At 76.2% G+C, this 24,841-nt stretch carries 20 protein-coding genes; 14 read left to right on the top strand and 6 right to left on the bottom strand.

The window, feature by feature from the left end; genetic code table 11:
* The first annotated feature begins 89 nt into the window (after positions 1-89).
* The 4 genes from SK069_RS14235 (at position 90) to SK069_RS14220 (ending at position 5,185) form a co-directional block, all read left to right on the top strand.
* The gene (locus tag SK069_RS14235) at positions 90-374 is read left to right on the top strand and encodes a hypothetical protein (RefSeq protein WP_319954916.1); all 285 of its coding nucleotides are present in this window, start codon (positions 90-92) and stop codon (positions 372-374) included.
* Between the two features lie 44 nt (positions 375-418).
* Positions 419-862 carry an SAM-dependent methyltransferase gene (locus tag SK069_RS14230; protein WP_319954915.1) on the top strand — a complete coding sequence of 148 codons (444 nt, stop codon included), beginning with the start codon at positions 419-421 and terminating at the stop codon, positions 860-862.
* A 136-nt stretch (positions 863-998) separates the two neighbouring features.
* The gene (locus SK069_RS14225) at positions 999-3,554 is read left to right on the top strand and encodes a membrane dipeptidase (protein WP_319954914.1); all 2,556 of its coding nucleotides are present in this window, start codon (positions 999-1,001) and stop codon (positions 3,552-3,554) included.
* A 104-nt stretch (positions 3,555-3,658) separates the two neighbouring features.
* A complete protein-coding gene (locus tag SK069_RS14220) occupies positions 3,659-5,185 on the top strand; it encodes an LCP family protein (protein WP_319954913.1) in 1,527 nt (508 codons plus the stop codon).
* 18 nt (positions 5,186-5,203) lie between these two features.
* Here the strand turns inward: SK069_RS14220 and SK069_RS14215 are convergent, their stop codons facing one another.
* Positions 5,204-5,764: a cob(I)yrinic acid a,c-diamide adenosyltransferase gene (locus tag SK069_RS14215; protein WP_319954912.1), complete on the bottom strand. Its 561-nt coding sequence runs from the start codon at positions 5,762-5,764 to the stop codon at positions 5,204-5,206.
* Between the two features lie 73 nt (positions 5,765-5,837).
* On the opposite strand from SK069_RS14215, the gene SK069_RS14210 reads away from it, so the two are divergent.
* The 4 genes from SK069_RS14210 to SK069_RS14195 all read left to right on the top strand — a co-directional run bounded on the left by SK069_RS14210 (position 5,838) and on the right by SK069_RS14195 (position 11,943).
* On the top strand, positions 5,838-6,857 hold the full coding sequence (locus SK069_RS14210; protein ID WP_319954911.1) for a hypothetical protein: 1,020 nt from the start codon (positions 5,838-5,840) through the stop codon (positions 6,855-6,857).
* 321 nt (positions 6,858-7,178) lie between these two features.
* On the top strand, positions 7,179-8,210 hold the full coding sequence (locus SK069_RS14205; protein ID WP_319954910.1) for a DUF7064 domain-containing protein: 1,032 nt from the start codon (positions 7,179-7,181) through the stop codon (positions 8,208-8,210).
* A complete protein-coding gene (locus tag SK069_RS14200; protein ID WP_319954909.1) occupies positions 8,210-9,343 on the top strand; it encodes a TIGR03857 family LLM class F420-dependent oxidoreductase in 1,134 nt (377 codons plus the stop codon). Before SK069_RS14205 ends, SK069_RS14200 begins: the two co-directional genes overlap by 1 nt.
* Entirely contained in the window at positions 9,340-11,943 is a 2,604-nt protein-coding gene (locus tag SK069_RS14195) for a PEP/pyruvate-binding domain-containing protein (protein ID WP_319954908.1), read from the top strand. Before SK069_RS14200 ends, SK069_RS14195 begins: the two co-directional genes overlap by 4 nt.
* Before the next feature lie 98 nt (positions 11,944-12,041).
* Here the strand turns inward: SK069_RS14195 and SK069_RS14190 are convergent, their stop codons facing one another.
* The 5 genes from SK069_RS14190 to SK069_RS14170 all read right to left on the bottom strand — a co-directional run bounded on the left by SK069_RS14190 (position 12,042) and on the right by SK069_RS14170 (position 17,410).
* Positions 12,042-13,157, bottom strand: coding sequence for a hypothetical protein (locus tag SK069_RS14190; RefSeq protein ID WP_319954907.1), 1,116 nt, complete (start codon positions 13,155-13,157; stop codon positions 12,042-12,044).
* Between the two features lie 73 nt (positions 13,158-13,230).
* Positions 13,231-14,328, bottom strand: coding sequence for an SDR family oxidoreductase (locus SK069_RS14185; RefSeq protein WP_319954906.1), 1,098 nt, complete (start codon positions 14,326-14,328; stop codon positions 13,231-13,233).
* Positions 14,329-14,389: 61 nt separating this feature from the next.
* On the bottom strand, positions 14,390-15,064 hold the full coding sequence (locus SK069_RS14180) for a response regulator transcription factor (RefSeq protein ID WP_319954905.1): 675 nt from the start codon (positions 15,062-15,064) through the stop codon (positions 14,390-14,392).
* Between the two features lie 19 nt (positions 15,065-15,083).
* The gene (locus tag SK069_RS14175) at positions 15,084-16,346 is read right to left on the bottom strand and encodes a sensor histidine kinase (RefSeq protein ID WP_319954904.1); all 1,263 of its coding nucleotides are present in this window, start codon (positions 16,344-16,346) and stop codon (positions 15,084-15,086) included.
* Positions 16,343-17,410, bottom strand: coding sequence for a PspC domain-containing protein (locus SK069_RS14170; protein ID WP_319954903.1), 1,068 nt, complete (start codon positions 17,408-17,410; stop codon positions 16,343-16,345). Before SK069_RS14170 ends, SK069_RS14175 begins: the two co-directional genes overlap by 4 nt.
* Positions 17,411-17,629: 219 nt before the next feature.
* Here SK069_RS14170 and SK069_RS14165 point away from each other — a divergent pair, with 219 nt between their 5' ends.
* The 6 genes from SK069_RS14165 to SK069_RS14140 all read left to right on the top strand — a co-directional run bounded on the left by SK069_RS14165 (position 17,630) and on the right by SK069_RS14140 (position 24,796).
* Positions 17,630-19,366: a glycerol-3-phosphate dehydrogenase/oxidase gene (locus tag SK069_RS14165; RefSeq protein ID WP_319954902.1), complete on the top strand. Its 1,737-nt coding sequence runs from the start codon at positions 17,630-17,632 to the stop codon at positions 19,364-19,366.
* Positions 19,367-19,383: 17 nt separating this feature from the next.
* On the top strand, positions 19,384-20,844 hold the full coding sequence (locus tag SK069_RS14160; protein ID WP_319954901.1) for a hypothetical protein: 1,461 nt from the start codon (positions 19,384-19,386) through the stop codon (positions 20,842-20,844).
* Positions 20,841-21,608, top strand: coding sequence for a dihydrofolate reductase family protein (locus SK069_RS14155; RefSeq protein WP_319954900.1), 768 nt, complete (start codon positions 20,841-20,843; stop codon positions 21,606-21,608). The genes SK069_RS14160 and SK069_RS14155 overlap by 4 nt, the downstream gene beginning before the upstream one ends.
* Positions 21,605-22,561 (top strand): dihydropteroate synthase, encoded by a 957-nt coding sequence (gene folP / locus SK069_RS14150; protein ID WP_319954899.1) that lies wholly within the window; start codon positions 21,605-21,607, stop codon positions 22,559-22,561. The genes SK069_RS14155 and folP overlap by 4 nt, the downstream gene beginning before the upstream one ends.
* Before the next feature lie 91 nt (positions 22,562-22,652).
* Positions 22,653-23,345 carry a transaldolase family protein gene (locus SK069_RS14145; RefSeq protein ID WP_319954898.1) on the top strand — a complete coding sequence of 231 codons (693 nt, stop codon included), beginning with the start codon at positions 22,653-22,655 and terminating at the stop codon, positions 23,343-23,345.
* A gap of 209 nt (positions 23,346-23,554) precedes the next feature.
* A complete protein-coding gene (locus SK069_RS14140) occupies positions 23,555-24,796 on the top strand; it encodes a Rho termination factor N-terminal domain-containing protein (protein ID WP_319954897.1) in 1,242 nt (413 codons plus the stop codon).
* The last annotated feature ends 45 nt before the right edge of the window (positions 24,797-24,841 follow it).

The following is a 24,841-nucleotide window of genomic DNA, read 5'->3' as shown; positions in this document are numbered from 1 at the left end:
ACGAGTCGAACAGCATTCCCATCCCGTCGGCGACCCACGGCGCGACGTCCGTGCGTCCGCCGGGCGGCCTCCGCTGTCACGCTCCGGCGATGTCCCGCCCGACGACGATCCTCTTCGCCATCGCGGCCGTCCTCCTGGTCCTCGGCGTCTGGCAGATCGGGTGGGAGACGGGCCAGACCGACAACGGCATGCGCTGCGACGGCGGCGACGAGCCCTTCGCCTGCCGGACGCGCGGCGTCGGGTACGTCGTCGTCCTCCTCGGCCTCCTCATGACAGTCACCGCGGCGGCGAGCAGCGTCGGCGACCGCTACGCCGCGAGATCCCGACGCACGCACGAGGTGCCCGATCCGAACGACGAGGATCCGCGTCGCTGACGGGGTCCCGATCGTTGGTCCCGGCAGCGGGGATGATGCCGTCGATGACGTCCCTGTCCCCACGCCTGGCGGCGATCGCCGACGCGCTGCCGCTGCGGCCCGGCCTGCGGGTGCTCGAGGTCGGCGGGGCGCCCGGGGCCGCGGCGCGCGAGGTGGCCCGGCGGGTCGGGGCGGCCGGGCACGTGCTCGTCGTCGATCGGTCCGCGGAGGGCATCGCGCTCGTCGAACGCGCCGCGGCGGCGGAGATCGCCGCCGGACGCCTCGGCGTGCGGTGCGTCGCGGTCGAGGATCTGGCGCTCGCGCCGGGCGAGGCGCCCTACGACCTGGCCCTCGCGGTGCGGGTCGGCGTCTTGGACGGCCGGCATCCCGCGCGCGAGGCGCAGGCGCTGCGCCGGATCGCCGACGCGCTGACGCCCGGGGGGCGCCTGTTCCTCGACGGCGGCTCGCCGTTGCGCGAGGTGGACCTCGGTCCCTACCGGCCGCGATGACGGCGCGGCGACGACGCCGTCCGGGGCGGGCGGCCCGAACTGGGCGCACCCCGCGCGGGGCGCACGCAGCCGGACGAGCGCGCGATTCGCGAGATCTGGTTGCACGGGTGTAACTCGTCGCGTTAAGGTCGCGAACGTGCCTGTTCGCCGTCCCTCACGACCACCCCGCCGGCGCCGACTCGGTGCCGCGACGCTCGCCACCCTCCTCAGCGGGGTGCTCGTCGCCGCGCTCGGCGCTCCCGCGGGGGCCACGGCGGCGGACGCGCCGGACCGCTATGCGCTCGTGCACGGGTGCTACGTCGTGCGCTCCGCGCAGACCGGGCAGTTCGTCCGGCGCGTCGGGGGCGGCTATCGCGCGGACGCCGCGACGGCCGCAGCCGGCACGCCGTTCCGGATGCAGGCCACCGCGCTCGGGCGCTACGTCCTCTACGGCCCCGACCGCGCCGCACCGGAGCAGGCCGGCCAGGGCGTGCGGCCCGCCACGGTCCTCGGCGGAGCGTCGGACTGGGCGGTGCGCCCCGATGGCGACGGCTTCCAGCTCCAAGCGCTCACGGGCGGCCAGCTGGCGGTGCAGCCCGACGCGAAGGGCGCGCTCAGCGCGACCGGCGGCGCCGTCGGCACGCCGGGGCGGTTCTCGTTCGTCGCGGCCGACGGCTGCGCGACGTTCCCGGAGGCCGACGTCAACGCGACCGGGACCCCGGCCCGCGGCGTCGCGCCGGACGCCGAGGTGCGCGGGCTGATGGACAGCCACAACCACCCGATCAACTTCAACTTCATCGGCGGACGGGTCCACTGCGGCCGCACGTGGTCGGCCTACGGGATCGAGCAGGCGCTCGTCGACTGCCCCGACCACCAGCTGGCCAACGGCAACGCCGCGGTGCTGGAGAACTTCCTCTCCGACGCACCGACCGGGCCCCTCGGCGCGCACGATCCGGTGGGCTGGCCGACGTTCAAGGACTGGCCGCGCTGGAACTCGCTGACCCACGAGGGCGCCTACTGGAAGTGGATCGAGCGCGCGTGGCGCGGCGGCCTGCGGGTGATGGTCGTCGACCTCGTCGACAACGGCGCGCTCTGCCGGATCTACCCGTTCAAGGGCAACGACTGCCGCGAGCTGCACACGCTGCTGCAGCAGGCGCGCTGGGCCCGCGAGCTCGAGGGCTACATCGACGCCCAGAGCGGCGGCCCGGGCAAGGGCTGGTTCCGGATCGTCACCTCGCCCGATCAGGCGCGGCGCGTGATCAACGACGGCAAGCTCGCGATCGTCCTCGGGATGGAGAACTCCGAGGTGCTCGACTGCGCGCTGCCCGGCGGGCGCTCGACCTGCACCGAGGAGCAGGTCATGAAGCGCCTGGACGACATGTACGCCCTCGGGGTGCGCAGCGCGTTCCCCGTCCACAAGTTCGACAACCCGTTCGGCGGCACGACCGGCGACGGCGGGCTCACCGGGCTTCTGACGAACGTCGGCAACCTCGTGAGCACCGGCTCGTTCCTGAAGCTCCAGAAGTGCGACCCGCACGGCCACGGGGACGGGCACGTCCACGACCGCTACGACCTCGACGTCGTCCCGCGGCTGGACATCGTCACCCAGCTGCTCACGACGCTCGGCGTCCACGGCGTGCTGCCGGTCTATCCCTCCGGCGGGCTCTGCAACCCGCGCGGGCTCAGCGACCTCGGCCGCAAGCTCATCGAGCGGATGATGGACAAGGGCATGATGGTCGAGGTCGACCACATGAGCGTGAAGACGCGCGACGAGGCGCTGAAGGTCATCGAGGGCCGCCGGTACGCCGGCGTCATCTCGAGCCACAGCTGGTCGGACGAGACCTCGCCGGCGCGGATCCTGCGCCTCGGCGGCTTCATCGGCCCGTACGCGGGGGCCTCGACGTCGTTCGCCGCGGAGTGGAAGACGCTGCGCAAGGTCGCCGCCGAGGTCGGCCTGCCGCGGCTGGGCATCGGCTTCGGCGCCGACATCAACGGCTTCGGCGCGCAGGGACCGCGGCGCGAGAAGAACAGCGCCAACCCGGTGCGCTACCCGTTCCGCTCCGCCGACGGCGCCGTCGTGCTGGACCGCAACCACGCCGGCCAGCGGACCTGGGACATCAACCGCGAGGGCGTCGCGCACTACGGGCTCTACCCCGACTGGGTCGAGGACCTGCGCCAGATCGCCGGCGACCCGATCGTCGACGACCTGATGCACGGCCCCGAGGCGTACCTGCGCACGTGGGAGCGCGCGACCGGCGTGCCCGCGGAGCGCTGTCAGGACGCCGGGCGCCTGACCGGCGCCGGCGTCGGGCCGCTGCGGATGGGGGAGGAGCGCCTGGCGCTGCTGCGTCGCGTCGGCCAGCCCGCCGAGCGACCCGGCGGGGCGTACCGCTACTGCGCGAAGGACGCCCGCGGACGCGAGGGCCGGATCGCCGCCGCGTTCGACGACCAGGGCCGGACGGTCGCGGTCAGCTCGACGCTCGCCGCGCACCGCGTGTCGGGCGTGCGGCCCGGCAGCCGGGCGGCCGTCGCCGCGAGGGGCGCGCGGCGCGTCGCCAACGGGCTCTGGGTCCGCCGGGCCCCGGCGGCCGGCGGCCGGCGCGTCGTGTTCGTCACCCGCCGCGGCAAGGTGCGGGCGGTGGCGGTCGTCCGCGCCGACCACGCGAAGGCCGCGCGGCTGCGCACGGTCCTGCGCCGGGCCGGGGTGCGCTGAGTCGCAGGGCGGCGGCGCGGGCGCATGGCGCTCCCGCCGCTCGCCCGCGGCGCCGAAGCGGCGAGCACGACGCGGACCGCCACGACCCCTCTAGCCTCTGGGTGATGTCCGAGGTTCCTCCGCTCTCTCGGTCCGGCCGGTCGTTCCTCCTGCGCCTGCTCGGCGCGGGGGTCGTCGTGCTCGTCGTCGTCGCCACGAGCGTCGCGGCGGTGGTCAACGAGGGCGCCGGGGACATCGAGGACGCGCTGCGGTCCAGTCAGGACGCGAACGTCGACGTCGACGGGTCCGCGCGCGGCGAGCCGCAGACGCTGCTGCTCGTCGGCGACGACCACCGCTTCGGCAGCGGCGAGGGCAACCGGACGCGGGCCGACACGATGCTGCTCGTGCGCCTGAACCCGGAGGAGAAGGTCACGACGATGCTGTCGCTGCCCCGCGACCTCCTCATCTCGCCGCCGGGATCGCCGAACGTGAAGCTCAACAGCGCGTTCACGAAGGGCCCGCAGAACCTCATGCGCAAGCTGCGGCAGCTCCTGTCGAGTCCCGGCGAGCGGTTCCGGATCAACCACTACGTCTCGATCCGGTTCACGGCGTTCTCCAAGGCGGTCAACGAGCTCGGCTGCCTCTACGCCGACATCGACTGGACGTACTTCAACGACAACAACCCGCCGCGCGGCAGCCGCGAGCCGTACGCCGCGATCGACGTGCCCTCGGGCTACCAGCGGCTCTGCGGCGAGGATGCGCTGTCGTTCGTCCGCTACCGCCACGGCGACACGGACAAGGTGCGCGAGGCGCGGCAGCAGACGTTCCTCGCCGACGCGCGGGCGCAGGTGTCCACGGGCAAGCTCATCTCCGACCGCGACGGCCTGCTGGAGGCGATCGCGCCGCTGCTCACGACCGATCCCCAGCTGAAGAAGCGGCGCGAGCTGCTGCGGCTGGCGAACCTCGCGCTGTCGGTCAGCGGCGGCGCGACGAAGCGGATCGAGCTCGACGTCACCGACGCCGGCGACAACTCCAGCTACCGCGCCAGCCCGGCCGCGCTGCGGCGCGCCGCCCGGCAGTTCCTGCATCCCGGGACGGTCGGCGAGCCCGGCGTGACCTCGTCGTCGAGCAGCAGCAGCGCCGGCCGCTCGTCGCGGCGCTCGACGAAGGCGCGCCGGGCCGCACGGCGCCGGGCGCGCGCCACGCCCGCGACGATCCAGGCCTCCGACGCCGGCCCGCAGCTGGGGCGCCAGCTGCAGCAGAAGCTCGCCGAGCTGCCGGTGCTCGCACCGACCCGCGCCCGCGCCGGCGCGACGTACGACGAGGCCGCGACGCACGCCTACGACATCGCCTCGCCGGGCGGCAAGCTCTACCCCTGGCCGGCGTACCGGATCGTCGTCGACCTGCCGGGCCTGGGCCAGCGGTACGGCATCCAGGGCACGACGTGGCGCGACCCGCCGCTGCTGAAGCTCCCCGGATCGAAGGAGCGCCTCGGCGGGCGGACGTTCACCGTGCAGTACGACGGCCGGCGGATCCGCCGGATCGTCCTGCGGACGAGCCGCGGCACCTACTGGGTCGCCAACTCGCTGACGGCGCAGCTCACGAACGCCGAGATGCGGGCGATCGCCCGGTCGCTGGCGCCCGTGCGCTGACGGGCGCCGCCGGCGCGATCAGCGACCGGCGCCGGGCTGCCAGAGCGGCTCGTCGCCGTCGTTCGCCGAGCGGGCGAGGATGAAGAGGAGGTCCGAGAGCCGGTTGAGGTACTTCGCGACCTCGGGGTTGGCGCCCTCGACGAGCAGCGCGCGGCGCTCCGCCCGGCGGCAGATCGTCCGTGCGACGTGCAGGTGGGCCGCCGCGGGCGAGCCGCCGGGCAGGAGGAACGAGCGCAGCGGCTCGAGCTCGGCGTTCACCTCGTCGCAGCGCTCCTCGACCCAGGCGACCTGCTCCGGCGTCGCGCGGAGGCGGTCCTTGCGCTCGGACGCCGTGTCCTCGGGGACCGAGAGGTCGGCGCCGAGGTCGAAGAGGTCGTTCTGCACCCGGCGCAGCCACGGGCGCAGGCGCTCGGGGAGGTCCGGCAGCGTCAGGACGACGCCGAGGTGGCTGTTCAGCTCGTCGATCTCGCCGTAGGCCTCGATCCGCGGATGCGTCTTCGGCACGCGGCTCATGTCGCCGAGGTGCGTCTCGCCGGCGTCGCCGAGACGGGTGTAGATCCGGGTCAGGTTGACGGCCACGGGCCGAGCCTACCGCTGCGTCCCGGGCGCCACGCCGCGGGGCCGCGAGGCGCGCCAATACACTCGCCACCCGGTGTCGCGCCCCGTCGTCCCGTCGATCCTCCGCCCGTGGCGCGCCGTGCGCGGCGGCGGTCTCCTCGCCCTCGGCCTGGTCGGGCTCGCGCTCGCCGGCTGCGGCGGGACCGACCGCGGCACGGGCGTGCGGGTGCTCGTCACCGACCGCTTCGGCGAGGTCCAGGTGCTCGACCGGCGCGACGTCGCGGTGCAGGACGGCGACCGCGTCCTCGACGTCCTGCGTCGCGCCACGGACGCGCAGGCCGACCGGACCGGCGACGTCGTGCGGATCGGCGACCGCGCCGCGACGGGGCAGCGCCGCTGGCGGTTCCTCATCAACGGCGTGCCGGCCGAGACCGGAGCGCTGGACGACGCGCAGCCGACGAACGAGCAGCGGCCGACCGACCGGCAGACGGCGTCCGAGGCGCCGATCCACGACGGCGACACGGTCTGGTTCGACCGCGCCGACCTCGGCGACCCGCGGCGCCCGGTCGCCACGCCGCCCCGTGGCGGCGTCGGCCTCTTCCCGGAGCCGTTCGTGCACGGCTTCGAGGGCAAGCGCTGGCCGCTGCGCCTGGAGTGCGTGGACCCGCGCGGCGACGCGTGCCGCCAGGTGCGCGACCTCATCGTCCGCTACGGCCTGCCGGCGTCGGTGGCGCCGCTGCGCAGCTCCTACAACCCGGAGACGGCGCGGATCGCGGTCGGCACGTGGCGGGACCTGCGCCAGGATCCGGCGGCGGGGCTGCTCGAGCTCGGGCCGCGCGTCTCCGGCGTCTTCCTGCGCCCGCGCGCCGACGGCCGCCAGGTCCAGCTGCTGGCCGCCGACGGCTCCGTCGCGCGGACCCTCGGCCCCGGGACCGGCCTCGTGGTGGCGTCCCGCTACCGCGACGAGCCTCCGAGCTGGATCATCAGCGGCACCGACGCGGACGGCCTGGCCCGCGCGATCGCCGCCTTCGACGAGCGGACGCTGCGCAACCGGCTCGCGATCGCCGTCTCCGGCGGCGACGTCATCGCGCTGCCGGTCCGCGCCGCGAAGTAGCGGCCCGCCTCCCGCCTCCCGCCTCCGCCCGCGGCTCGCCTCGGGTGGCCCGCATCCCGCGGAGGCGCCGCCCGGCCGGTGCCCCCGACGCGCGTCGCCGCGGTCCGCCGCGGTCGGGGCGGGGCCCCGAGAACGCGCGCAGGCGCGGACGGAGACCGGCGCCGCCGCCGCGCGTCCGGACAGCGTGTGCGGACGGGGTGGACACCGAAGTACACAACGTGTACTTTGATCGCGCCGCCCGCGCCCGGGCCGGGGAGGACCGACGGGCGCGGCGCCGTCGAGACCGCACGAGGGCGGCTCGGTGACGACCCCGGAGGAGCCATGGGCCAGAACACGTCGTACTTCATGAACCCGCAGATCGCCGACGGCTTCGGGACCGCCCGGCCGGAGGACGAGCTGCTGCACCGCGAGGCCCGGGCGACCGAGTCCAGCCCGGCGCTCGTGGAGACCGTCTTCACCGGGTTCAACGTCCCGGAGGCGGACATCCACTGCCTGAACTACCTGTGGATGCACCCGAACCTCCGCCTCATGAGCGGCGGCGTCTGGTGCTGGCAGGGCCACAAGGCCACCCAGCTGGAGGCCGAGATCTTCGAGATGCGGGACTTCGTGCCCGACACCGCGATCACCGACGACGGGGGCGACCTCGACGACGTGACGATGCCCTCCGGCTACCGCCATCAGGTGCTCGAGCCGCTGCGCGAGGTCCGGATGACCTACGAGGACGCCGCGCGCGACAACGCGATCGACGTGACGCTCACCGCCGTCATGCCGCCCGCGATGCTGCCGTCCAACCGACACTTCGACCAGATCATGCGCACGTCCGGCACGGTCCGGCTGCGCGGCGAGGAGCACGTCGTCGACGGCCTGGCCGTCCGCGACCGCTCCTGGGGCGAGGCCCGGACCGAGGACCCGACCGGGCTGCCCGGCATCCACTGGCTCGTCGCCGCGTTCGACAACGACTTCGCCATCCACGTCACGGGCCTCGAGGACCCGGAGACCGCGGAGTGGCGCGACCGCTTCGCCGCCGACCCGGCGATGGCGCAGGCGATGAACCGCGGCTGGGTCTGGCGCGACGGCCGGCTGCGGACCGTCACCTCCGCGGTCATCCGCACCGAGTGGGACCGCGCCGGGCGCCGTCAGGCGGGCCACGAGGTCGTCGTGACCGACGACGAGGGGCAGGAGCACCGCCTCCACGGCACGCTGCGCGCCTCGGCGCCGTGGCACACCTGGTCCAACGTCCACATGTCGGTCGGCCTGGCCCGCTGGGAGTGCGACGGACGCGTCGGGTACGGCGACAGCCAGGTGGCGATGTGGACCGACTTCGTCCGCGCGGCGCTCGGGGGGCGGTCCTGATGCCCGGTCCGGTGGTCGAGGACATCAGCGCCTACCTCGTCGCGGGACGGGTCGCCTCGCACCTGCCCGCGGACGCGAGCGACGAGACGGCGGTCCGGACGGTCCGCCAGGGCATCGACGACGCGGTGCAGGCCGAGGAGCTCGGCTTCGTCAACGCGTGGTTCTCGGAGCGGTGGAACCTCAAGGAGGCCGCGGTCTTCCTCGGCGCCGCGGGGGTGCGCACCGAGCGGATCGGGCTCGGGACGGGGCTCGTCTCGCCGGCGCGTCGCCACGTCCTGCACATGGCGGCCTTCGGGGCCACGATGCAGGCCGTCGCCGGGCCGCGGTTCATCCTCGGCCTCGGCCGCGGCGACCACGCCTACCTGCGCCACGAGGGCCTGCGGACCGCGGGCTTCGACGGCATCCGCGACTACGTCGACATCCTTCGCCGGCTGTGGGCCGGCGAGACGCTGGACTACGACGGGCCCGCCGGCACGTACCGGGCGATCAAGCTCGGGGACGTGTACGAGGGACCGCCGCCGCGGGTGTACTACGGCACCTTCGGCCTGCCCAAGGCCGCTGCGGCGGTCGCGCAGACCTTCGACGGCGTGATCCTGCCGCCGATGATGACCCCCGAGGCGACCGCCGGCTCGGTCCGTCGCCTGCGCGAGGCGTGCGAGCGGATCGATCGCGACCCCGCGTCGCTGCGGATCGTCCAGTGCGTCGTCACCGCGCCGGACCTCGGCGAGGAGGAGGCCCGGACGCTCGCCCACGCCCGGGCGGTGACGTACCTCCAGGCGCCGGAGTACGGCAACTCCCTGCTGCGGGTCAACGGCTGGGACCGGGAGCCCGCCGAGCGCCTGCGCGAGGCGATGCGGGCCCGGCAGGCCGCCGCCGGCGGCGACGAGCTCGCCGACACGGCCTTCCACCGGCGCGAGCTGCTGGAGCCGGCGACGCTCGTGCCGGACGCGTGGATGGAGGAGTCCTGCGCCTTCGGCGACGTGCCGGCGTGCGTGGCGGCGCTGCAGCGCTACCGCGACGCCGGCGCGGACGAGATCGCCACCTACGGCAGCACGCCGGGCCAGAACGCCGCGCTGCTGGAGGCCTGGCGCGCGCGCCCGGCCGCCCTCTCGACCACCGGAGCCACCCGATGACCGCCGAGCCGCCCATCGTCGACACGACCGAGGCCCGTCCGACGGTCTGGTTCGCGGATCCCCAGGCCACCGACCACGACGTCGTCGGGGGCAAGGGCGCGAACCTCGGCCGCCTCGTGCAGGCCGGGTTCCCGGTGCCCGAGGGGTTCGTCGTCAGCACCCGCGCCTACGACGCGCACGTCGACGCCCTGCGCGACGGGGTCCGGGAGCTCCTCGACGGCCTGCCCGCCGGCGACCTCGCGGCGCTCGAGGACGCCGCCGCGACGATCCGCGAGCGGATCGAGCAGGCGGCGATCCCGGACGCCGTCTCGATGCCGGTGCGCGCCGCCTACGCCGAGCTCGGCAGCGGCTTCGTCGCGGTGCGCTCGTCGGGCACCGCGGAGGACCTCGAGGGCGCCGCGTTCGCCGGCCAGCACGACACGTACCTCGACGTCCGCGGCGAGAACGAGCTGCTGGACGCCGTGCGCGGCGCGTGGGCGAGCCTCTACACGGCCCGCGCGATCGACTACCGCCGGCAGCGCGGGATCGATCCGCTGCCCTCGATCGCGGTCGTCGTCCAGCGGATGGTGGCCTCCGAGGTCGCCGGCGTGCTCTTCACGGCCGACCCCGTCCGCCGGCGCACCGATCGCCTGCTCGTCAACGCGAGCTGGGGGCTGGGGGAGGCGGTCGTCTCCGGCATCACGACGCCCGACCAGCTCGTCGTCGAGCACGGCAGCTGGCGCGTCCTGGACCGCGTGATCGGCGGCAAGGAGGTCGAGGTCGTCCGCGACCCCGAGACCGGCCGCGGCACGATCGAGCGCGACGTCGAGCCGGAGCGTCGGGCCCGGCCCGCGCTCGACGACGAGCGCGCCGCCGAGCTCGCGCGGCTCGGGGCCCGCGTCGCCGAGCACTACGGCAGCCCGCAGGACGTGGAGTGGGCGCTCGCCGACGGGACGCTCGTCCTGCTGCAGGCGCGGCCGGTCACCGGCGTGGACTTCTCGCTGCCGCCGGAGCCCGACGGGCCCGACCTCGACGCGAGCCCGGTGCACCTGCCCGGCAGCCGCGTCCGCTGGACGACGGCGAACGTCGACGAGGCGTTCCCGGGCATCGTCACGCCGCTGACCTGGTCGGTGTACGACCCGGCGACCGAGGCGACGATGCGGGACTGCTGGACCGACTTCGGCGTCCTGCGCGAGCGCGAGCGCGGCGTCCCCGCCGACGTCGACCTGCGCTTCATCACCGTCGCCCACGGTCGCGCGATCGCCAACGTCGACGTCATGTGCCAGCTGGCGGGGCGCCTGCCCGGCAGCTCGGCGGCCCAGATGGAGGAGCAGCTCTTCGGCTCGGTGCCGGAGGAGAACACCGAGCCGCCGTTCCTCGAGCGGATCCGGCGGTGGCCGATCGTCGCGGTGCGGATGCCGCTGACCGTCCGCCGGCGCATGCGCGAGCAGGAGCAGGTCGCGGCGGACGTCTTCGCCTGGTGGGGTCGGGTCGCCTTCGGCGTCGCGCACGCGACGCTCGCCGACGCCGTCGACCTGCTCGCCGAGGCGCGCCGTCGCTACGCCGAGGTCACCCGCAGCCACATGGTCCTCTCGATCATGGCCCAGGGGCTGCTGGCGAAGGTCGAGTCGCTGGCGCAGGACGCCGGGCTGCCGGGGCTGGAGCGCGAGCTCGTGCGCAGCGACCACGGCACGGCGGAGTTCGACCTCGTGCGCGACCTCCAGCGGCTCGCGCGCGACGAGATCGACGTCCCGGCGTTCCAGCGCGCGCACGGCTACCACGGGCCGCGCGAGGGGCTCGTGGAGTCCGTGTCCTGGCGCGAGGACCCGTCGCTCGTGCGCGAGCTCGCCGCCGCCTACCGCCGTCGGCCGGAGGCCGAGGACGTGGAGCGGATCGCGGCCCGGGGCCGCGAGGCGCGGGCCGACGCGATGGCCCGCCTGCGCGAGGCGGTCGGGCCGGCGCGCTGGCCGCTCGTGCGGGCGATCGTCCGCTTCTCGGGCCACGCCCCGATGTGGCGCGAGCGGGGCCGCGCGGCGATGCTCCAGACCGTCGACGCCGCGCGCGCGGCGTCGCGCGCGGTCGGCCGGCACCTCCACGACGAAGGCGTGCTCCAGGACCCGCGCGATGTCCAGTTCCTCACGATCGAGGAGCTCGAGGCGCTCGATCGCGACGCGATCCCGGCGCTCGTGGCCCAGCGCCGCGTCGACCACGCGGCGTTCGAGGCGGCCGAGCTGCCGCACGTCTGGCACGGCGTGCCCGAGCCCGTCGCGGCCTCGGCGGACCCGGGCGACGGGTCGACCCGGCGGCTGACCGGCCTCGGGGTGAGCTCCGGCGTCGCGGAGGGCACCGTCCGCGTCATCACCGACCTGGCCGGCGCCGACATCCCGGAGGGGACGATCCTCGTCTGCCACGCGACCGACCCGAGCTGGGCGTCGCTGTTCCCGCTCGCCAGCGCCGTGGTGACGAACGTCGGCAGCGCGCTGAGCCACGCGGCGATCGTCTGCCGCGAGCTCGGGCTGCCGTGCGTCTCGAACACCCGCACGGGGACGCGGGACCTGCGCGACGGGATGCGCGTGCGGGTCGACGGCGCGGCGGGCGTCGTCGAGGTGCTCGACGCCTGATCGGGCGAGGCGGCCGACCGGCGCCGTCCCCGCGGCGCCGGCGCGCGGCGTCGCTGCGAAGGGCGGCGCCGGCGCGTGGCGCCGCGAGGCGCTCGGGCTCAGCGCAGCGCGCGCCAGGGCTGGGCGCGCAGGCGCAACGCGAGGACCTCGCAGCCCTCGGTGCCCGGCGCGGCGGCCGACCGGCAGCCGTAGCGGCCGTCGCTGGCGAGGCGCCGGACCGTGGCGATCCGCGCGTCGTCGAGCCACGCCACCGCGCTGAGCGCCGAGCCGTAGCGCTCGGTCTGCCCGGCCGTGAAGCCGCTCTCGAGCTTCCAGGCGCGCGAGCCGCCGATCGTCGTGCGCACGATCGTCGAGCGGCCACCGCCGCCGGTGCGGATCACGGGGGCGAGGACCTGCAGGCCCGTGCTCTGGCCGCCGCCGAGCGCGGGGCTGCCGAGCGCCGAGACCGAGCCGCGCGCGGCCGGCAGCTCGAAGAGCCCCTGCGCCGATCGCACGGCCGGCGCCCGGGTCGATCCGGTCAGCAGGGCCGTCCGCAGGCTGCCCACCGTGCCGGAGCGGCGACGGACCTCCCAGGTGTAGGCGAGGCGCCGGCCGACGAGGTCCAGGCCCACGGGGCCGTAGCTGCGCGCCCGGACCGGCCGGCGGCCGCGCCGCTCGTTGCGCGGCCCGTGCACGACCGCCCGCCGCGGTGCGGGACCGTCGAGCGCCGCGATGGCGATCCCGACCCGGCGTGCGCGGCTGCCGCGCTCCTGGCGAGCGAACGCGATCCGCGTGCCCCAGACGGTCGGCAGGCGCTCGTCGACGTCGGGCCGGCTCGCGGCGGCCACGACGCGGGTCTCGCCGCTCTGCGGGTCGATCCGCCAGACATCGCAGCCCGTCGGGGGCTGCGCGGCCGGTGCGGCGCAGCGCGAGTACACCACGAGCGGCCGCCCGTCCGGTCCGGGACCGATCCGCGCGTCGTAGGGCCGCCGCTGCGCCGGAGCGGGCAGCGCGAGCCCCGTCCCGTCCGGCGCGCGCGCGACGAGCGTGAACGTGCCGCCGGCGTCGCGGCGGCTCCAGACGAGCCAGCCGCCCCAGCCGTCCAGCGCCGTGTCGCCGCTCTCGACCGAGAGCGCCTCGGGCCCCGCCAGGGCGGCCTGGGCGGGCGACGCGGGCAGGCCGGCGAGCGCGCCGGCCAGGGCGAGGACGAGGAGGGAGGAGCGGCGGGAGACCACGTCCCTCAGAACCCCGTCGGTCGCGGCGAGTTGCGCAGGCCCGCCCCGGCGCGACGGTCCGGGCGTCCGGCGCTCACCGACCCGCCGGCGCGTAGGCCGGGTCGTCCTCGTGCTCGCGGAAGAACGCGACCACGGGCCCGACGTACTCCGCCAGCGACGGGCACCGCAGGCCCCGGCTCGCGAGCAGCTGCGTGGCGCGCGAGGTGTCGTAGCGCACCTCGTGGCCGAGGTAGCGCAGCGACTCCCGCGGCGTGCCCCCGTAGAGGGCGCGGACCGGCGCCAGGCGCAGCGCCTGGTCGACCAGCGCGAACGGCAGGCGCACCTGCGGCTCGCGACCCGCGTACTCCACGCAGAGCAGGCGGAAGAGCTCGGCGGCGCTCACCGGGTCGGGGTCCACGAGGTGGAGGGTCTCGCCGACGAAGCGGTCGTCGTCGGTCCGGGCGCCGGCGGCGATCGCGTCGACGATGAAGTCGACCGGGACGACGTTGAACGGCGCGGTCATCGCCCCGGGCTGGAAGAGCAGCCCGCCGCCGCGGCGCAGCGACGCGGAGATCACGCGCAGCAGGTAATAGGGCCCGTCGAACTTCTGCGTCGCGCCCGTGCGCGAGTCGCCGACGACGATGCCCGGTCGGTAGATCGTCGTCGGGACGTCGTCCATCGACGCGCGGACGAGGACCTCGGCGGCGAACTTCGTCGACTCGTAGTGGTTCTTGAACTGCTGGCCGGCGGCGAGGTCCGCCTCCATCACGCGCCCGCCGCGCAGGCCGGCGACGTAGGCGGTCGAGACGTAGTGGTGGCGCTCCAGGCGCGGGCAGGTCCGGCAGAAGTCCACGACGTGCTGGGTGCCCAGGACGTTCACGCGCTCGGCGAGCGCCTGGGGGACGGCGAGGTCGTAGATCGCGGCGAGGTGGTGGACCGCGACGACGTCGTTGGCGAGCGTCCGGGCGGTCGCCTCGTCGAGGCCCAGGCGCGGCAGCGTGATGTCGCCCGGCTGGATCCGCAGCCGGTCGCCGGCCCGCAGCTCGGCCGCGGCGGCGTGGGCCTTCTCCACCATCCGCGGCTCGACGAGCGCGACGACGCTCGCCTCGGGGTCCTGCTCGAGCAGCAGCGGGATCAGGCGGGCGCCGATGAAGCCGGGGAAGCCGGTGATGAGGATCGTCCGCGCGCTCATGGGCGGCGATCCTACTCATGCGTAGGGTCGACTCGCCGTCCGACGGCGAGCGGCGTGGGACTCAGTCCACGAGCCGCCGCTCGGCCGCCCAGCGCGTGAGCTCGTGGCGGTTGGAGAGCTGGAGCTTGCGCAGCACGGCCGAGACGTGGTGCTCGACGGTCTTCGGGCTGATCGACAGCCGCAGCGCGACCTCCTTGTAGAGGTAGCCGCGGGCGATGAGCCGCAGGACCTCGCGCTCGCGATCGGTGAGCTGGTCGAGCTCGGGATCGACCTCGCCCTGCGCCAGGCCCGCCTCCTCGAGCCGGCCGGCGAAGGCGTCGAGGACGAAGCCCGCCAGCCGGGGCGAGAAGACCGCGTCGCCGGCCCGGACGCGACCGAGCGCGTCGACGAGCTCGGTGCCCGAGATCGTCTTCGTGACGTAGCCGCGGGCCCCGGCGCGGATCAGCGCGATGACGTCGGCCGGCTCGTCGGAGACGGACAGCGCGAGGAACCGCTGCCCCGGGCGGCGCTCGTGCACGCGGCGCAGCACCTCGACCCCGCCGCCGCCCGGCATGTGGACGTCGAGCAGCACCACGTCGGGCTCGCGGTCCAGCACGAGGCGCACGGCCTCGTCGACGTCGCCCGCCTCGCCCAGGACGGTGGCGTGGCCGTCGCCCTGCTCGAGCTCGGCGCGCACCCCGGCGCGGAAGAGGGCGTGGTCGTCGACGAGGACGACGGTGGGCGGCTGCGTGGTCATGGGGCTCCGGTCGCCGGGGTCAGGCGTCGAGGGGCAGGGAGAGCTCGACCTCGGTCCCCTGTCCGGGGGCCGAGTGGATGGTGGCGCGCCCGCCGGCGCGACGCAGGCGGCCGACGATCGACTCGCGCACCCCGCGGCGGTCGGCGGGCACCGCGTCGGGGTCGAAGCCGCGTCCGCGGTCGCGGACGAAGACCTCGAGCCGGTCGCCGGTCACCTCGGCGAAGACCTGGACGGCCTGCGGCATGCCCTGGGCGTCGGTCCCGGCGTGCCGGGCCGCGTTGGCGATCGCCTCGCGGGCGGCGGCGACGAGCGCGGCGGCGCGGTCGTCCAGCGCCCGCTCGCCGGTGGTGACGACGTCGACCTCCACGCCGTGCTCGAGCTCGACGGCCGCGGCGGCGGCGCGCAGCGCCGCCATCGTCTCGTCGTCGGGACGCTCGCTGCGGCCGGACAGCCACAGGCGCAGCTCGCGCTCCTGGCCGCGCGCGAGCCGCGCGACCTCGCGCGGGTCGTCGCTGCGGCGCTGGATGAGCGCGAGGGTCTGCAGCACCGAGTCGTGGAGGTGGGCGGCCACCTCGGCGCGCTCGTCGCTGCGGATCCGCTCGTTGCGCTCGGCGGTCGCGCGGCGCGAGAGGCGCCGCCAGAACGGGGCGACGACGACCGTCAGCGCCACGAGCACGACGACGGTCTGCAGCAGGCTGCTGCGGCTCCAGGCCAGCGCGCCCTGCGACGACAGCAGCGCGAGCGCGCCGAGGACGACGAGGGCGATGCCGGCGGCGAGCACGAGCGCGTCGCGCCCGCCGTCCGCGCCGGGTCGGCGACCGAGCATCCGCGGCACGCCGAGCAGGCGCTCCCAGCCGCTCGGCGCGCGTCCGGTCGGCTGCGCGAGCTCGGCACCCACGGCCTGGGACCAGACGAGCAGCCCGCCGGCGCTCAGCAGCAGCAGCGCCCAGAAGTCGACGCCCAGCAGCCACTGGAGCCCGAGGAGCGCCAGCGCGACGCCGACGAGCCCGAGGACGGTGCCGGAGGCGGCGCGGCGGTCGACGGGGACCGCGAGCTCGGGCGCCGGGGCCCGTGGCCCGGTGGCGAGCGCGCGGCGGGCGCGCCGACGCTGGATCGCCAGGACGAGCCACAGCGGCAGGGCCACGAGCACGGTGACCGCGACGGTCCCGGCGAGCAGCGCGTCGCAGAGGCGCTGCCCGGAGGTCTCCGCCCATCCCAGCGCGGCGCCGACGAGGATCGTCAGGACGCCGGCCAGGCGGACCGCGGTCACCGGCTGGCTCAACGCCGCTCCTCGCAGGCGGCCGTCCGCAGCGTCGCGCCGCGGTCGCCGGAGCGCCAGCCGCTGCGCACCGCGCCCTGCTGGTCGCCGTCGGAGCCGTGGACGATGTCGATCTGGCCGACGCCGACGCGCAGGTCGAGCTCCACCACGGGCCGACGGCGTCCGCCGGGGTCGATCTCCAGCTCGCGCTCGCCGGTGCCGCTGAGGAAGGTCCGGGCGGGGCCGAAGCTGTCGCCGCTGCTGACGAGCTCGCCCGCGACGCGCAGGTCGCTGCGGATCCGCCACGTGATGCAGCGGTCCGACGGCAGGCGCACGAGGAGGTGGCCGACGTCGACGCGGGCGGGGATCCGCAGCGGGCGGCCGCGCCGTGGGGCGTCGAGGTCGCGCAGGTCGACGGTGAGCTCGCCGATGCCCAGCCGCGAGCCCTCGCGGGCGATCGGCGCGGAGACCGGCGCGAACGTCCGCTCGCCGACCGTGTCGTCGACGCGCACGTCGCCGATCACCGCCGCGCTGGCGGGGATCGCCAGCGACACGATGACGAGCAGCAGCGCGGCGGAGGCCGGGCGGCTGCGCGCGCTGACGATGAGCACGACGCCGAGCAGGACGAGCAGGACCGCCACCGGCCATCCGCCGAAGAACGCGGTCAGGCCGAAGCCGAGCGCCGCCACGGCGGCGAGCCCGACGAGGCTCGCGAGGATCGCGGCCATGCCGACGAGCAGGCGCGCCGCGCCGCTGGCGGCGGTGCCCGCGGCGGCCGCCCCCGGAGCGCCGGCCGCGGGAGCGGCCGCGCTGGGCACGAGGATCGCCGCGGCGAGGTAGAAGAGCAGGCCCGAGCCGCCGAAGAACACGGCGATGACGAACGCGATCCGGATGAGGATCGGCTCCACGCCGTAGCGCTCGCCGATGCCGCCGCAGACGCCGAAGAGGACGCGGTCGGTCGAGGAGCGCAGGAGCCCGCGCTCGGCGCCACCGGCGGGGTCCGCGCCGGCGCCGGTCGGCGCGTCGTCGGGCGACGGCCGTGCGACGGTCGGCTCGTCGGGGGAGGGGTCGGGCGTGGGATCGGGCATCGGGTGCTCCTGGCGGACGGACGGGACGTCACCAGGGTGCAACGGGGCGGCCCCGCGCACCATGGGGGATGCCCCGGGTCCGACCCGGAGTGTCCCCGCTGCGGCGGACCCCCGGGGCGTGGCAGGGATCGGGATCGCGATCCTGCGGCCGGCCGCGCCGGGCGGCCTCGCGGTCCCCGGCCGCTCGCGTCCGGCGGCCCCGGCTGCGATCCTGGCGCCGTGCTCGAACGCTCCGACGCGCTGTCCGCCCTGGCGGAGGAGACCTTCGACGTCGTGGTGGTCGGCGGTGGCGTCACCGGCGCCGGCGTGGCCCTCGACGCGGCGTCGCGCGGGTTCTCCGTCGCGCTCGTCGAGCGCGCCGACTACGCGTCCGGCACGTCCAGCCGCAGCTCGAAGCTCGTCCACGGCGGCCTGCGCTACCTCTCGAGCTTCGACCTCGGGCTCGTGCGCGAGGCGCTGCTGGAGCGGCAGATCAACGCGCGGCTGGCGCCGCACCTCGTCACGCCGCTGCCGCTCGTCGTCGCCGCGGCCGGGCAGGGGCGACCGGACCGGATCACCGGCGTCGGCCTGAACCTCTACGACGTCCTGGCCGTGGACGCCCGGCGCGGCGGGCGCCGCCGGCGCCGCGCGCTCTCCGACGAGGAGAAGGCGTGGAGCCCGGACCGCCACCGCGCGCTGGACCCGCACGAGGTCGTCGAGCACCTGCCGGCGCTCGCGGGCCGCGGCCCGACGGGCGGCCACCTCTTCTACGACTGCCAGACCGACGACAGCCGGCTCGTGCTGACGATCCTCCAGGAGGCCGAGCGCTTCGGCGCGGTCTGCCTGAACCGGATCGAGGTGCTGGAGCTCCTCGAGCGCGACGGGTGGGCCGAGGGCGTCCAGGTCCTGGACCGCGTGTCCGGCGAGCGGTTCCCGATCCGCGCCGCCGCGGTCGTCAACGCCACCGGCGTCTGGGCCGACCGCCTGCGGCCGGCCGAGCTGCGCGACGAGGCCGAGGTCCCGGTCATCCGGCCCTCGCGCGGCACGCACGTGACGCTGCCGGTCGAGAAGCTGCCGCTGCGCTCCGGCGCGATCGTCCCCTCGGGCGGCGGGCGGTTCATGTTCGCCCTGCCGTGGCTCGGGCGCACGCTCGTCGGCACGACGGACAACGAGTACGACCGCCGCGACCTCGACCACGTGCCGCCGCCGGTCGAGGACGTGACGTACATCCTCGACGGGGTCAACGCGTTCTTCGGCACGTCGCTGACCGCCGACGACGTCCAGGGTGCCTACGCCGGCGTGCGGCCGCTGATCTCCAGCGGCGACCCGAAGCGCTCCGTCGACATCTCGCGCCGCGCCGAGCTCTACGAGACGTCGTCGGGGATGCTCACGATCACCGGCGGCAAGCTCACGACCTGGCGGCGGATGGCGAAGCAGACCGTCGACCGGCTCGTGGAGCGGGAGGGGCGCCAGGCCCCGTGCCGCACCGACCGCCTGCCGCTGGGCCAGCCGATCGACCCGCTGCGCCTGCCGCACGTCGAGGGCACCACCCAGGACGTGCGCGACCAGCTCGCCGCCCGCTACGGCTCGGTCGCGCGCGACGTCCTCGCGCTCGCCGAGGCCCGGCCGGAGCTCGCGTCCTTCGTCGTCGACGACGGCCCGGTCGACCTGCTGGCCGAGGTCGTCCACGCCGCCCGGCACGAGCAGGCGCTGAGCGTGGGGGACGCGCTGCTGCGCCGCACGCGGCTCGGCCTGACCGCCGCGCGCCGGCTGCTCTCCGACGACGCCGCGGCGGTCCGCGTCGTCGCCGAGGCGATGGCGCCCGAGCGCGGCTGGGACGCCGCCGCGACCGCCGCCGCGGTCGAGGACTTCCGGGAGGAGGCGCGCCTGGAGGGGCTCGTCCCCGCGGCGGTGGGCGCCCCCGGGCTGGACGAAGGGTCGACCTCGGTCGCGCCCCCCGACCGCGCGAGCGCCTAGGATCGGGGCCGATCGGGATGTCGAGCGCAGCTGAGCCCCCCACGCCCACCCCGGCGACCGTCACCGCGGCCCGCTTCGACCGCGACGGCGAGACGGTCTACAACCTGACCCTGCGGGTCACGGACAGTCCCGGCGCGGCCTGGCACGCGACCGTGGCCGCGTTCAGCGCCACCGCCGAGCGGATCCCGGCCGACGCCCCCGCCGGGCTGGACGAGCGCGACCTCCTGCTCATGGGCTGCTGGCACGCGCGCCAGATGCTCGGCCAGATCGAGGCGAACCCCGAGTACGCCGCCCAGCTGCGCGCGCACGACGAGGCGAACGTCCCGATGGCCAGCCTGCAGGCGTCGGTCGTCAAGGCCAACCGCGTGCTGCCGGTCGACCAGCGCGAGATCCTCGCCCTGCGCGGCCTCAGCCGGCTGGACCACAACGACCTCGCGACCCTGCTGCGCGCCGATCCGTCGGTGCTCGCGGCCGTCCTGGCCCAGGCCCGCCTCATGCTCCGCGACGCGATGCGCGGCAGCTCGATCGCCAGCGAGGCGCTGACGACGCCCGAGGCGCGCCAGGCGATCGCCCTCGCCGCGCTGCGCCAGGACGGGCAGCTGCGCGGGGCCGAGGCGCGCCTGACCCTGGCCCGCTGGCTCGAGGGCGGCGACGAGCGTCGCAGCGTCGTCGACGCGCTCGAGGAGGCCGGCCTGTCGTACCGCGCCTGGACGCGCACCGCGGCACCGGAGGGCCTGCGCGAGGCGGTCGTCGCCGCGGCCGCCCAGGTCCAGGCGCCGGCCCCGAGCGCCCCGGCCGCCGAGCCCGAGGCCGTCGCGCCCGCCGCGTCGCCGGCGCCCGCCGCGTCGCCCGCGCCCGCCGCGGTCGACCCGTCGCCCGTCGCGCCCGCGGCCACGCCGGAGCCCGCCACCGGCGAGCCGCTGGCGCCCGCGCCCGCCGACGACCCCGCGCCGCTCGAGGAGCCGACGGCGATCACGCCCGGCCCGGCGCCCGGCGCCCCCGCCGACGAGGGCCCCGCGCCGGCGCAGCCCGTCGGTCCCGGCGGCGAGCCGGTCGATCCCGACGCGACGGTCGAGTGGTCCTCGGCCGAGGTCGCCGCGCTGGGCCTCGCGCAGGACGAGGCGGTGCACCACGACGTCCCGCAGCCGTCCCACCCCGAGCACGTCACCGACGAGGACGACGAGCACCTCGAGGACGGCGGCTCCTGGGACGACGACGACTGGGACGACCACGAGGGCCCGCTCGTCGCCGAGCGCCTGCAGCCGATCGGGCCCCGCCGCCGCGCCCCGCGCTGGCAGGTCCTCGTGCTGGGGATCCTCCTCGTCGCCCTGCTCGTCGTGCTCGCGCTGACGTTCCTCGGCGGCGACGACGACGGGCCGACCCCGACGACGCCGAGCACCGACGAGAGCGCGCTGCAGGTCCCGGGCGTGGCGACCGCCGCGGCGACGACGCACACGATCATCGTCGTGCGCGGGTGAGCGAGCCGCCGCGCTACGCCGCCCTCGTCCCCGGCGAGCCGACCGGCGCGGCGGCCGTCCTCGACGCGATCGTCGCCGATCCCGCGCCGGCGGTCCCGGGCCGCCCACGCACGATCGGGGTGATGGTCGCCTCGATCGACGGCCACGCGACCGTCGCCGGCCGCTCGGGCGCGCTGGGCGGTCCCGAGGACCGCGCGATCTTCCGCGGCGTCCGCGAGCGCGCCGACGCCCTGCTCGTCGGCACCGGCACGCTGAACCGCGAGCGCTACGCGACGGTGCTGGACGACGACCAGCGCGAGCGCCGCCGCACGGCGGGGCGCACCCCCGAGCCGCTGCTGGCGACCGTCACGCGGTCGGGATCGCTGGACGCCGACGTCCCGGTGCTGCACGAGGACGAGGCCCGCGTGCTCGTCGTCACCGAGCAGGCCGACGCGGCGCTCGAGCAGGCGCGCGCCGTCGAGCTCGTGCAGGTGGTCGACGCCTCGCCGGCGACCGTGCTCGGGGAGCTGCACCGCCGCGAGATCGGCCTCGTCGCCTGCGAGGGAGGACCGACGCTCCTGGCCGCGCTCGTTCGCGACGGGCTGCTCGACGAGCTGCTGCTCACGGTCTCGCCGCTGCTCGTCGGCACCGCGACCACCGGCGCGCCGACGATCCTCGACGGCGCGATCGGGGTCGACCCGCTGACGCTGCGCCCGCGGGGCGTCTGGCGCTCCGGCGACGTCCTCTTCCACCACCTCCATCTCTCCGACGGGAGCCCCGCGTGAGCGACACGCTGACCCTCCGCCTGCGCCAACGGACCCTCACGCTCCGGGCCGGGCACCCCCTCCTGATGGGGATCGTCAACTGCACGCCGGACTCCTTCAGCGACAGCGTCCGGCTGGAGACCGTCGAGCAGCGCGTGCGCCTGGGCCTCGAGCTCGCCGACGCCGGCGCGACGATCATCGACGTCGGCGGCGAGTCCGGGATCGTGCACCGCCCGCCGGTGAGCGCGAAGGAGGAGATCGAGCGCGTCGCGCCGGTCGTCGAGCGCCTCGTCGGGCACGGCCTGATCGTCTCCGTCGACACGTGGAAGCCGGAGGTCGCCGAGGCCGTGCTGGCCGCCGGCGCGCACCTCATCAACGACGTCAGCGGCCTCTACCACGCGCGCCTGGCGAGCGTCGTGGCCGCCCACGGCGCCGGGATCGTGCTCATGCACACCCGCGCGGAGCCGAAGACGGAGCGCTTCCCCGACTACGGCGGGCGCGTCGTGGCCGACGTGCGCAACGTCCTCGGGCAGCTGCGCGAGCGGGCGCTCGCCGCGGGCGTCCGGTCCGACGCGATCGTCCTCGATCCCGGTCCGGACTTCGCGAAGATGCCGCAGGAGTCCGTCGAGGTGCTGCGCGACCTGCCGGCGCTCTCCGTCCACGGCCACCCGCTGCTGCTGGCCGTCTCGCGCAAGTACTTCGTCGGCACGATCATCCACCGCGAGCCCGACGAGCGGCTGGCGGGCACGCTCGCCGCCCTGGGCTGGTGCGCGGACCGGACGAAGTTCTCGATCGCCCGCGTCCACGACGTGCGCGAGGCCGCCGACTACCTGAAGGTCCGCGCCGTCATGAACGGCATCGAGGAGATGCCGTCGATCGACCGCAACGACGTGCGCCTGCAGTGGCTGCACGAGTCCGACGACGACGAGGACGACGACGGGCTCGGGGGCTCCCGGGAGCCCGCGCTACGCTGAGACCACGAGCCGGAGCGTCCCGCCCCCGCGGGGCCGCCGGCCGTCCGCCGACCGCCCTGCACGCCACCCACCCTCCAGGGAGCCGCACCCCATGAAGCTGTTCATCGACACCGGATCGGTCGCTGAGGTCGAGGAGATCGCCCGCTGGGGCGTGCTCGCCGGCGCGACCACGAACCCGTCCCTCCTGGCGAAGGAGGACGGCGCGCCCGAGGACATCATCCGCCGGATCTGCGAGCTCGTCGACGGGCCGACGTCGGCCGAGGTCGTCAGCGAGGACGCCGACGGCATGGTCGCCGAGGGCGTCGCCCTGCGCGGCTTGGACGAGCGCGTCGTCGTGAAGGTCCCCTTCAGCGCCGCCGGGCTGGAGGCGACCGCCCGCCTGCGCGAGCTCGGCCACCCGGTGAACATGACGCTCGTCTTCAGCGCGCCGCAGGCGATCCTCGCCGCCGAGGCGGGGGCGACGTACATCTCGAGCTTCCTCGGCCGGCTGGACGACATCGGCATCGACTCGACCGAGACGACCCGCGAGATCGTCGAGGCCGTCGCGGTGAACTCGACCGGCGCGCAGGTGCTCGCCGCGTCGATCCGCCACCCGATCCACGTCACGACGGCCGCCGCGCTCGGCGCCGACGTCGCGACGGTGCCGGGCAAGATCCTGCGCCAGATGCTGCAGCACCCGCTGACGGCCTCGGGCATCGACCAGTTCACGAAGGACTGGCAGTCGCGCCCCGAGTTCGCGGAGTGGCTCAAGGGCCTCGTCGCGAAGTCCGGCGCCACCGCCTGACGCGCCCTCGGGTCCACGAACTCCCTGCACGCGGCGTCCTTCGGGGCGCCGCCTCGCGTTGGGGGGCCCGAGGGGGAGGGACGGACCCGGACGATCGTCGGCCGCGGCGCGCGGGGCCGTCGCGTCCGTTAGGTTGGGCCTCGAGTCGCCGACCGCTGCGCACCAACGCGGTCGGGCGCCCACCGACGCCACCCATCGAGGAGCACCCAATGTCCGTCCTGACCCGCGACGTCCTGGAGTCCAGCACGCTCGCCGACCTCCACGCGCTCGCCGGCGAGCTGCAGATCGACGGCTTCCGCCGCCTGCGCCGCGAGCAGCTGGTCGACACGATCATCGAGCGTCGCGGCGGCGACGCGTCCGACGAGGAGCCGCGCGAGGGCGGCCGTCGTCGCCGTCGCCGCGGTGGTCGCCGCGACGAGGACCGCGACGAGCCGACGACGGAGGCCGTCGCCGCCGACGAGGAGCCCGCCGAGGAGCCGCGCGGCCGTCGCCGCCGCCGGGGCGGTCGCGAGGAGTCCGAGGAGGCTCCGCGCGAGGACGCCGGCAAGCAGGTCGCCGACGGCGAGACCGTCGAGGGCACGATCGCCGTGACCCCGAACGGCTCGGGGCTGCTCTCCGCCGCCGACGGCGTCGAGGTCTACGTCTCCGCCGGCCAGGTCCGCCGCTGCGAGCTCGTCGACGGCGACCGCGTCAGCGGCCCGACGCGCCCGGCGCGGCGCAGCGAGCGCTTCCCGTCGCTCGTGCGCGTCGAGACGATCAACGGCCGCCCGGCCGACGAGACCGTCCCGGACGAGCGCTTCGACGACCTCGACGTCCTGCGCCCGCACGAGCTGCTCGTCGTGCGCAGCGAGGACCCGACGGTCTCCGCGATCGCGTGGCTGACCCCGATCGGCCGCGGCTCCCGCGCGCTCATCACCGGTCCGCACGCGTCCGGCAAGACCGAGGCGCTGCGCCGCCTCGCCGTCGCGCTGCGCGACGTCGACGGCGTCGAGCTGCTGGCCGTCCTGGCCGGCGCCCGCCCGGAGGAGCTGGGCGACTGGCGCGAGGGTGGCGTGACGCCCGTCGCGGCGCTCGACCTGTCCGAGGGTCCCGAGCAGCGCACGAAGGCGATCGACGAGGTCGTCGAGCGCGGCCGCCGGATCGCGGCCCGCGGCGGTCACGCCGTCGTGCTCGTCGACACGCTCGACGGGCTGGGGGAGGGCGCGGCGCGCCGGATCCTCTCGGCCGCCCGGCGCCTCGGCACCGGCGGCTCGCTGACGATCGTCGCGACCCGCGAGCAGCCGGTCGGCGGCGAGAGCACGGTCGTCGTGCTCGACCGCGGGCTGGCCGGCACCGGCCGCTTCCCGGCGCTCGACCTCGCCGCCTCGACGACGCTGCGGCCCGAGCTGCTGGTCGGCGAGGAAGGCGCCGCGGCGATCGCCGCCGCGCGCGCGGAGCTCCTCGAGGGCTGATTCCCGCCGTCGGTCCCGCGCGCCCGGTGCGCGCGGGGCGACGGT

This window comes from Patulibacter brassicae (assembly GCF_033949425.1).
GTDB lineage: Bacteria > Actinomycetota > Thermoleophilia > Solirubrobacterales > Solirubrobacteraceae > Patulibacter > Patulibacter brassicae.
Note: the sequence above shows the minus strand (reverse complement) of the source record. Positions and strands in the feature narration are given on the sequence as shown.

What these genes read in the sequence shown, in the direction of transcription:
- SK069_RS14160 (WP_319954901.1), top strand. Translation starts at nt 19,384, where the DNA reads ATGTCGAGCGCAGCTGAGCCCCCCACGCCCACCCCGGCGACCGTCACC.
- SK069_RS14140 (WP_319954897.1), top strand. Translation starts at nt 23,555, where the DNA reads ATGTCCGTCCTGACCCGCGACGTCCTGGAGTCCAGCACGCTCGCCGAC.
- SK069_RS14200 (WP_319954909.1), top strand. Translation starts at nt 8,210, where the DNA reads ATGCCCGGTCCGGTGGTCGAGGACATCAGCGCCTACCTCGTCGCGGGA.
- SK069_RS14145 (WP_319954898.1), top strand. Translation starts at nt 22,653, where the DNA reads ATGAAGCTGTTCATCGACACCGGATCGGTCGCTGAGGTCGAGGAGATC.
- SK069_RS14170 (WP_319954903.1), bottom strand. Translation starts at nt 17,410, where the DNA reads ATGCCCGATCCCACGCCCGACCCCTCCCCCGACGAGCCGACCGTCGCA.
- SK069_RS14235 (WP_319954916.1), top strand. Translation starts at nt 90, where the DNA reads ATGTCCCGCCCGACGACGATCCTCTTCGCCATCGCGGCCGTCCTCCTG.
- SK069_RS14180 (WP_319954905.1), bottom strand. Translation starts at nt 15,064, where the DNA reads ATGACCACGCAGCCGCCCACCGTCGTCCTCGTCGACGACCACGCCCTC.
- SK069_RS14195 (WP_319954908.1), top strand. Translation starts at nt 9,340, where the DNA reads ATGACCGCCGAGCCGCCCATCGTCGACACGACCGAGGCCCGTCCGACG.
- SK069_RS14230 (WP_319954915.1), top strand. Translation starts at nt 419, where the DNA reads ATGACGTCCCTGTCCCCACGCCTGGCGGCGATCGCCGACGCGCTGCCG.
- SK069_RS14220 (WP_319954913.1), top strand. Translation starts at nt 3,659, where the DNA reads ATGTCCGAGGTTCCTCCGCTCTCTCGGTCCGGCCGGTCGTTCCTCCTG.
- SK069_RS14185 (WP_319954906.1), bottom strand. Translation starts at nt 14,328, where the DNA reads ATGAGCGCGCGGACGATCCTCATCACCGGCTTCCCCGGCTTCATCGGC.
- SK069_RS14205 (WP_319954910.1), top strand. Translation starts at nt 7,179, where the DNA reads ATGGGCCAGAACACGTCGTACTTCATGAACCCGCAGATCGCCGACGGC.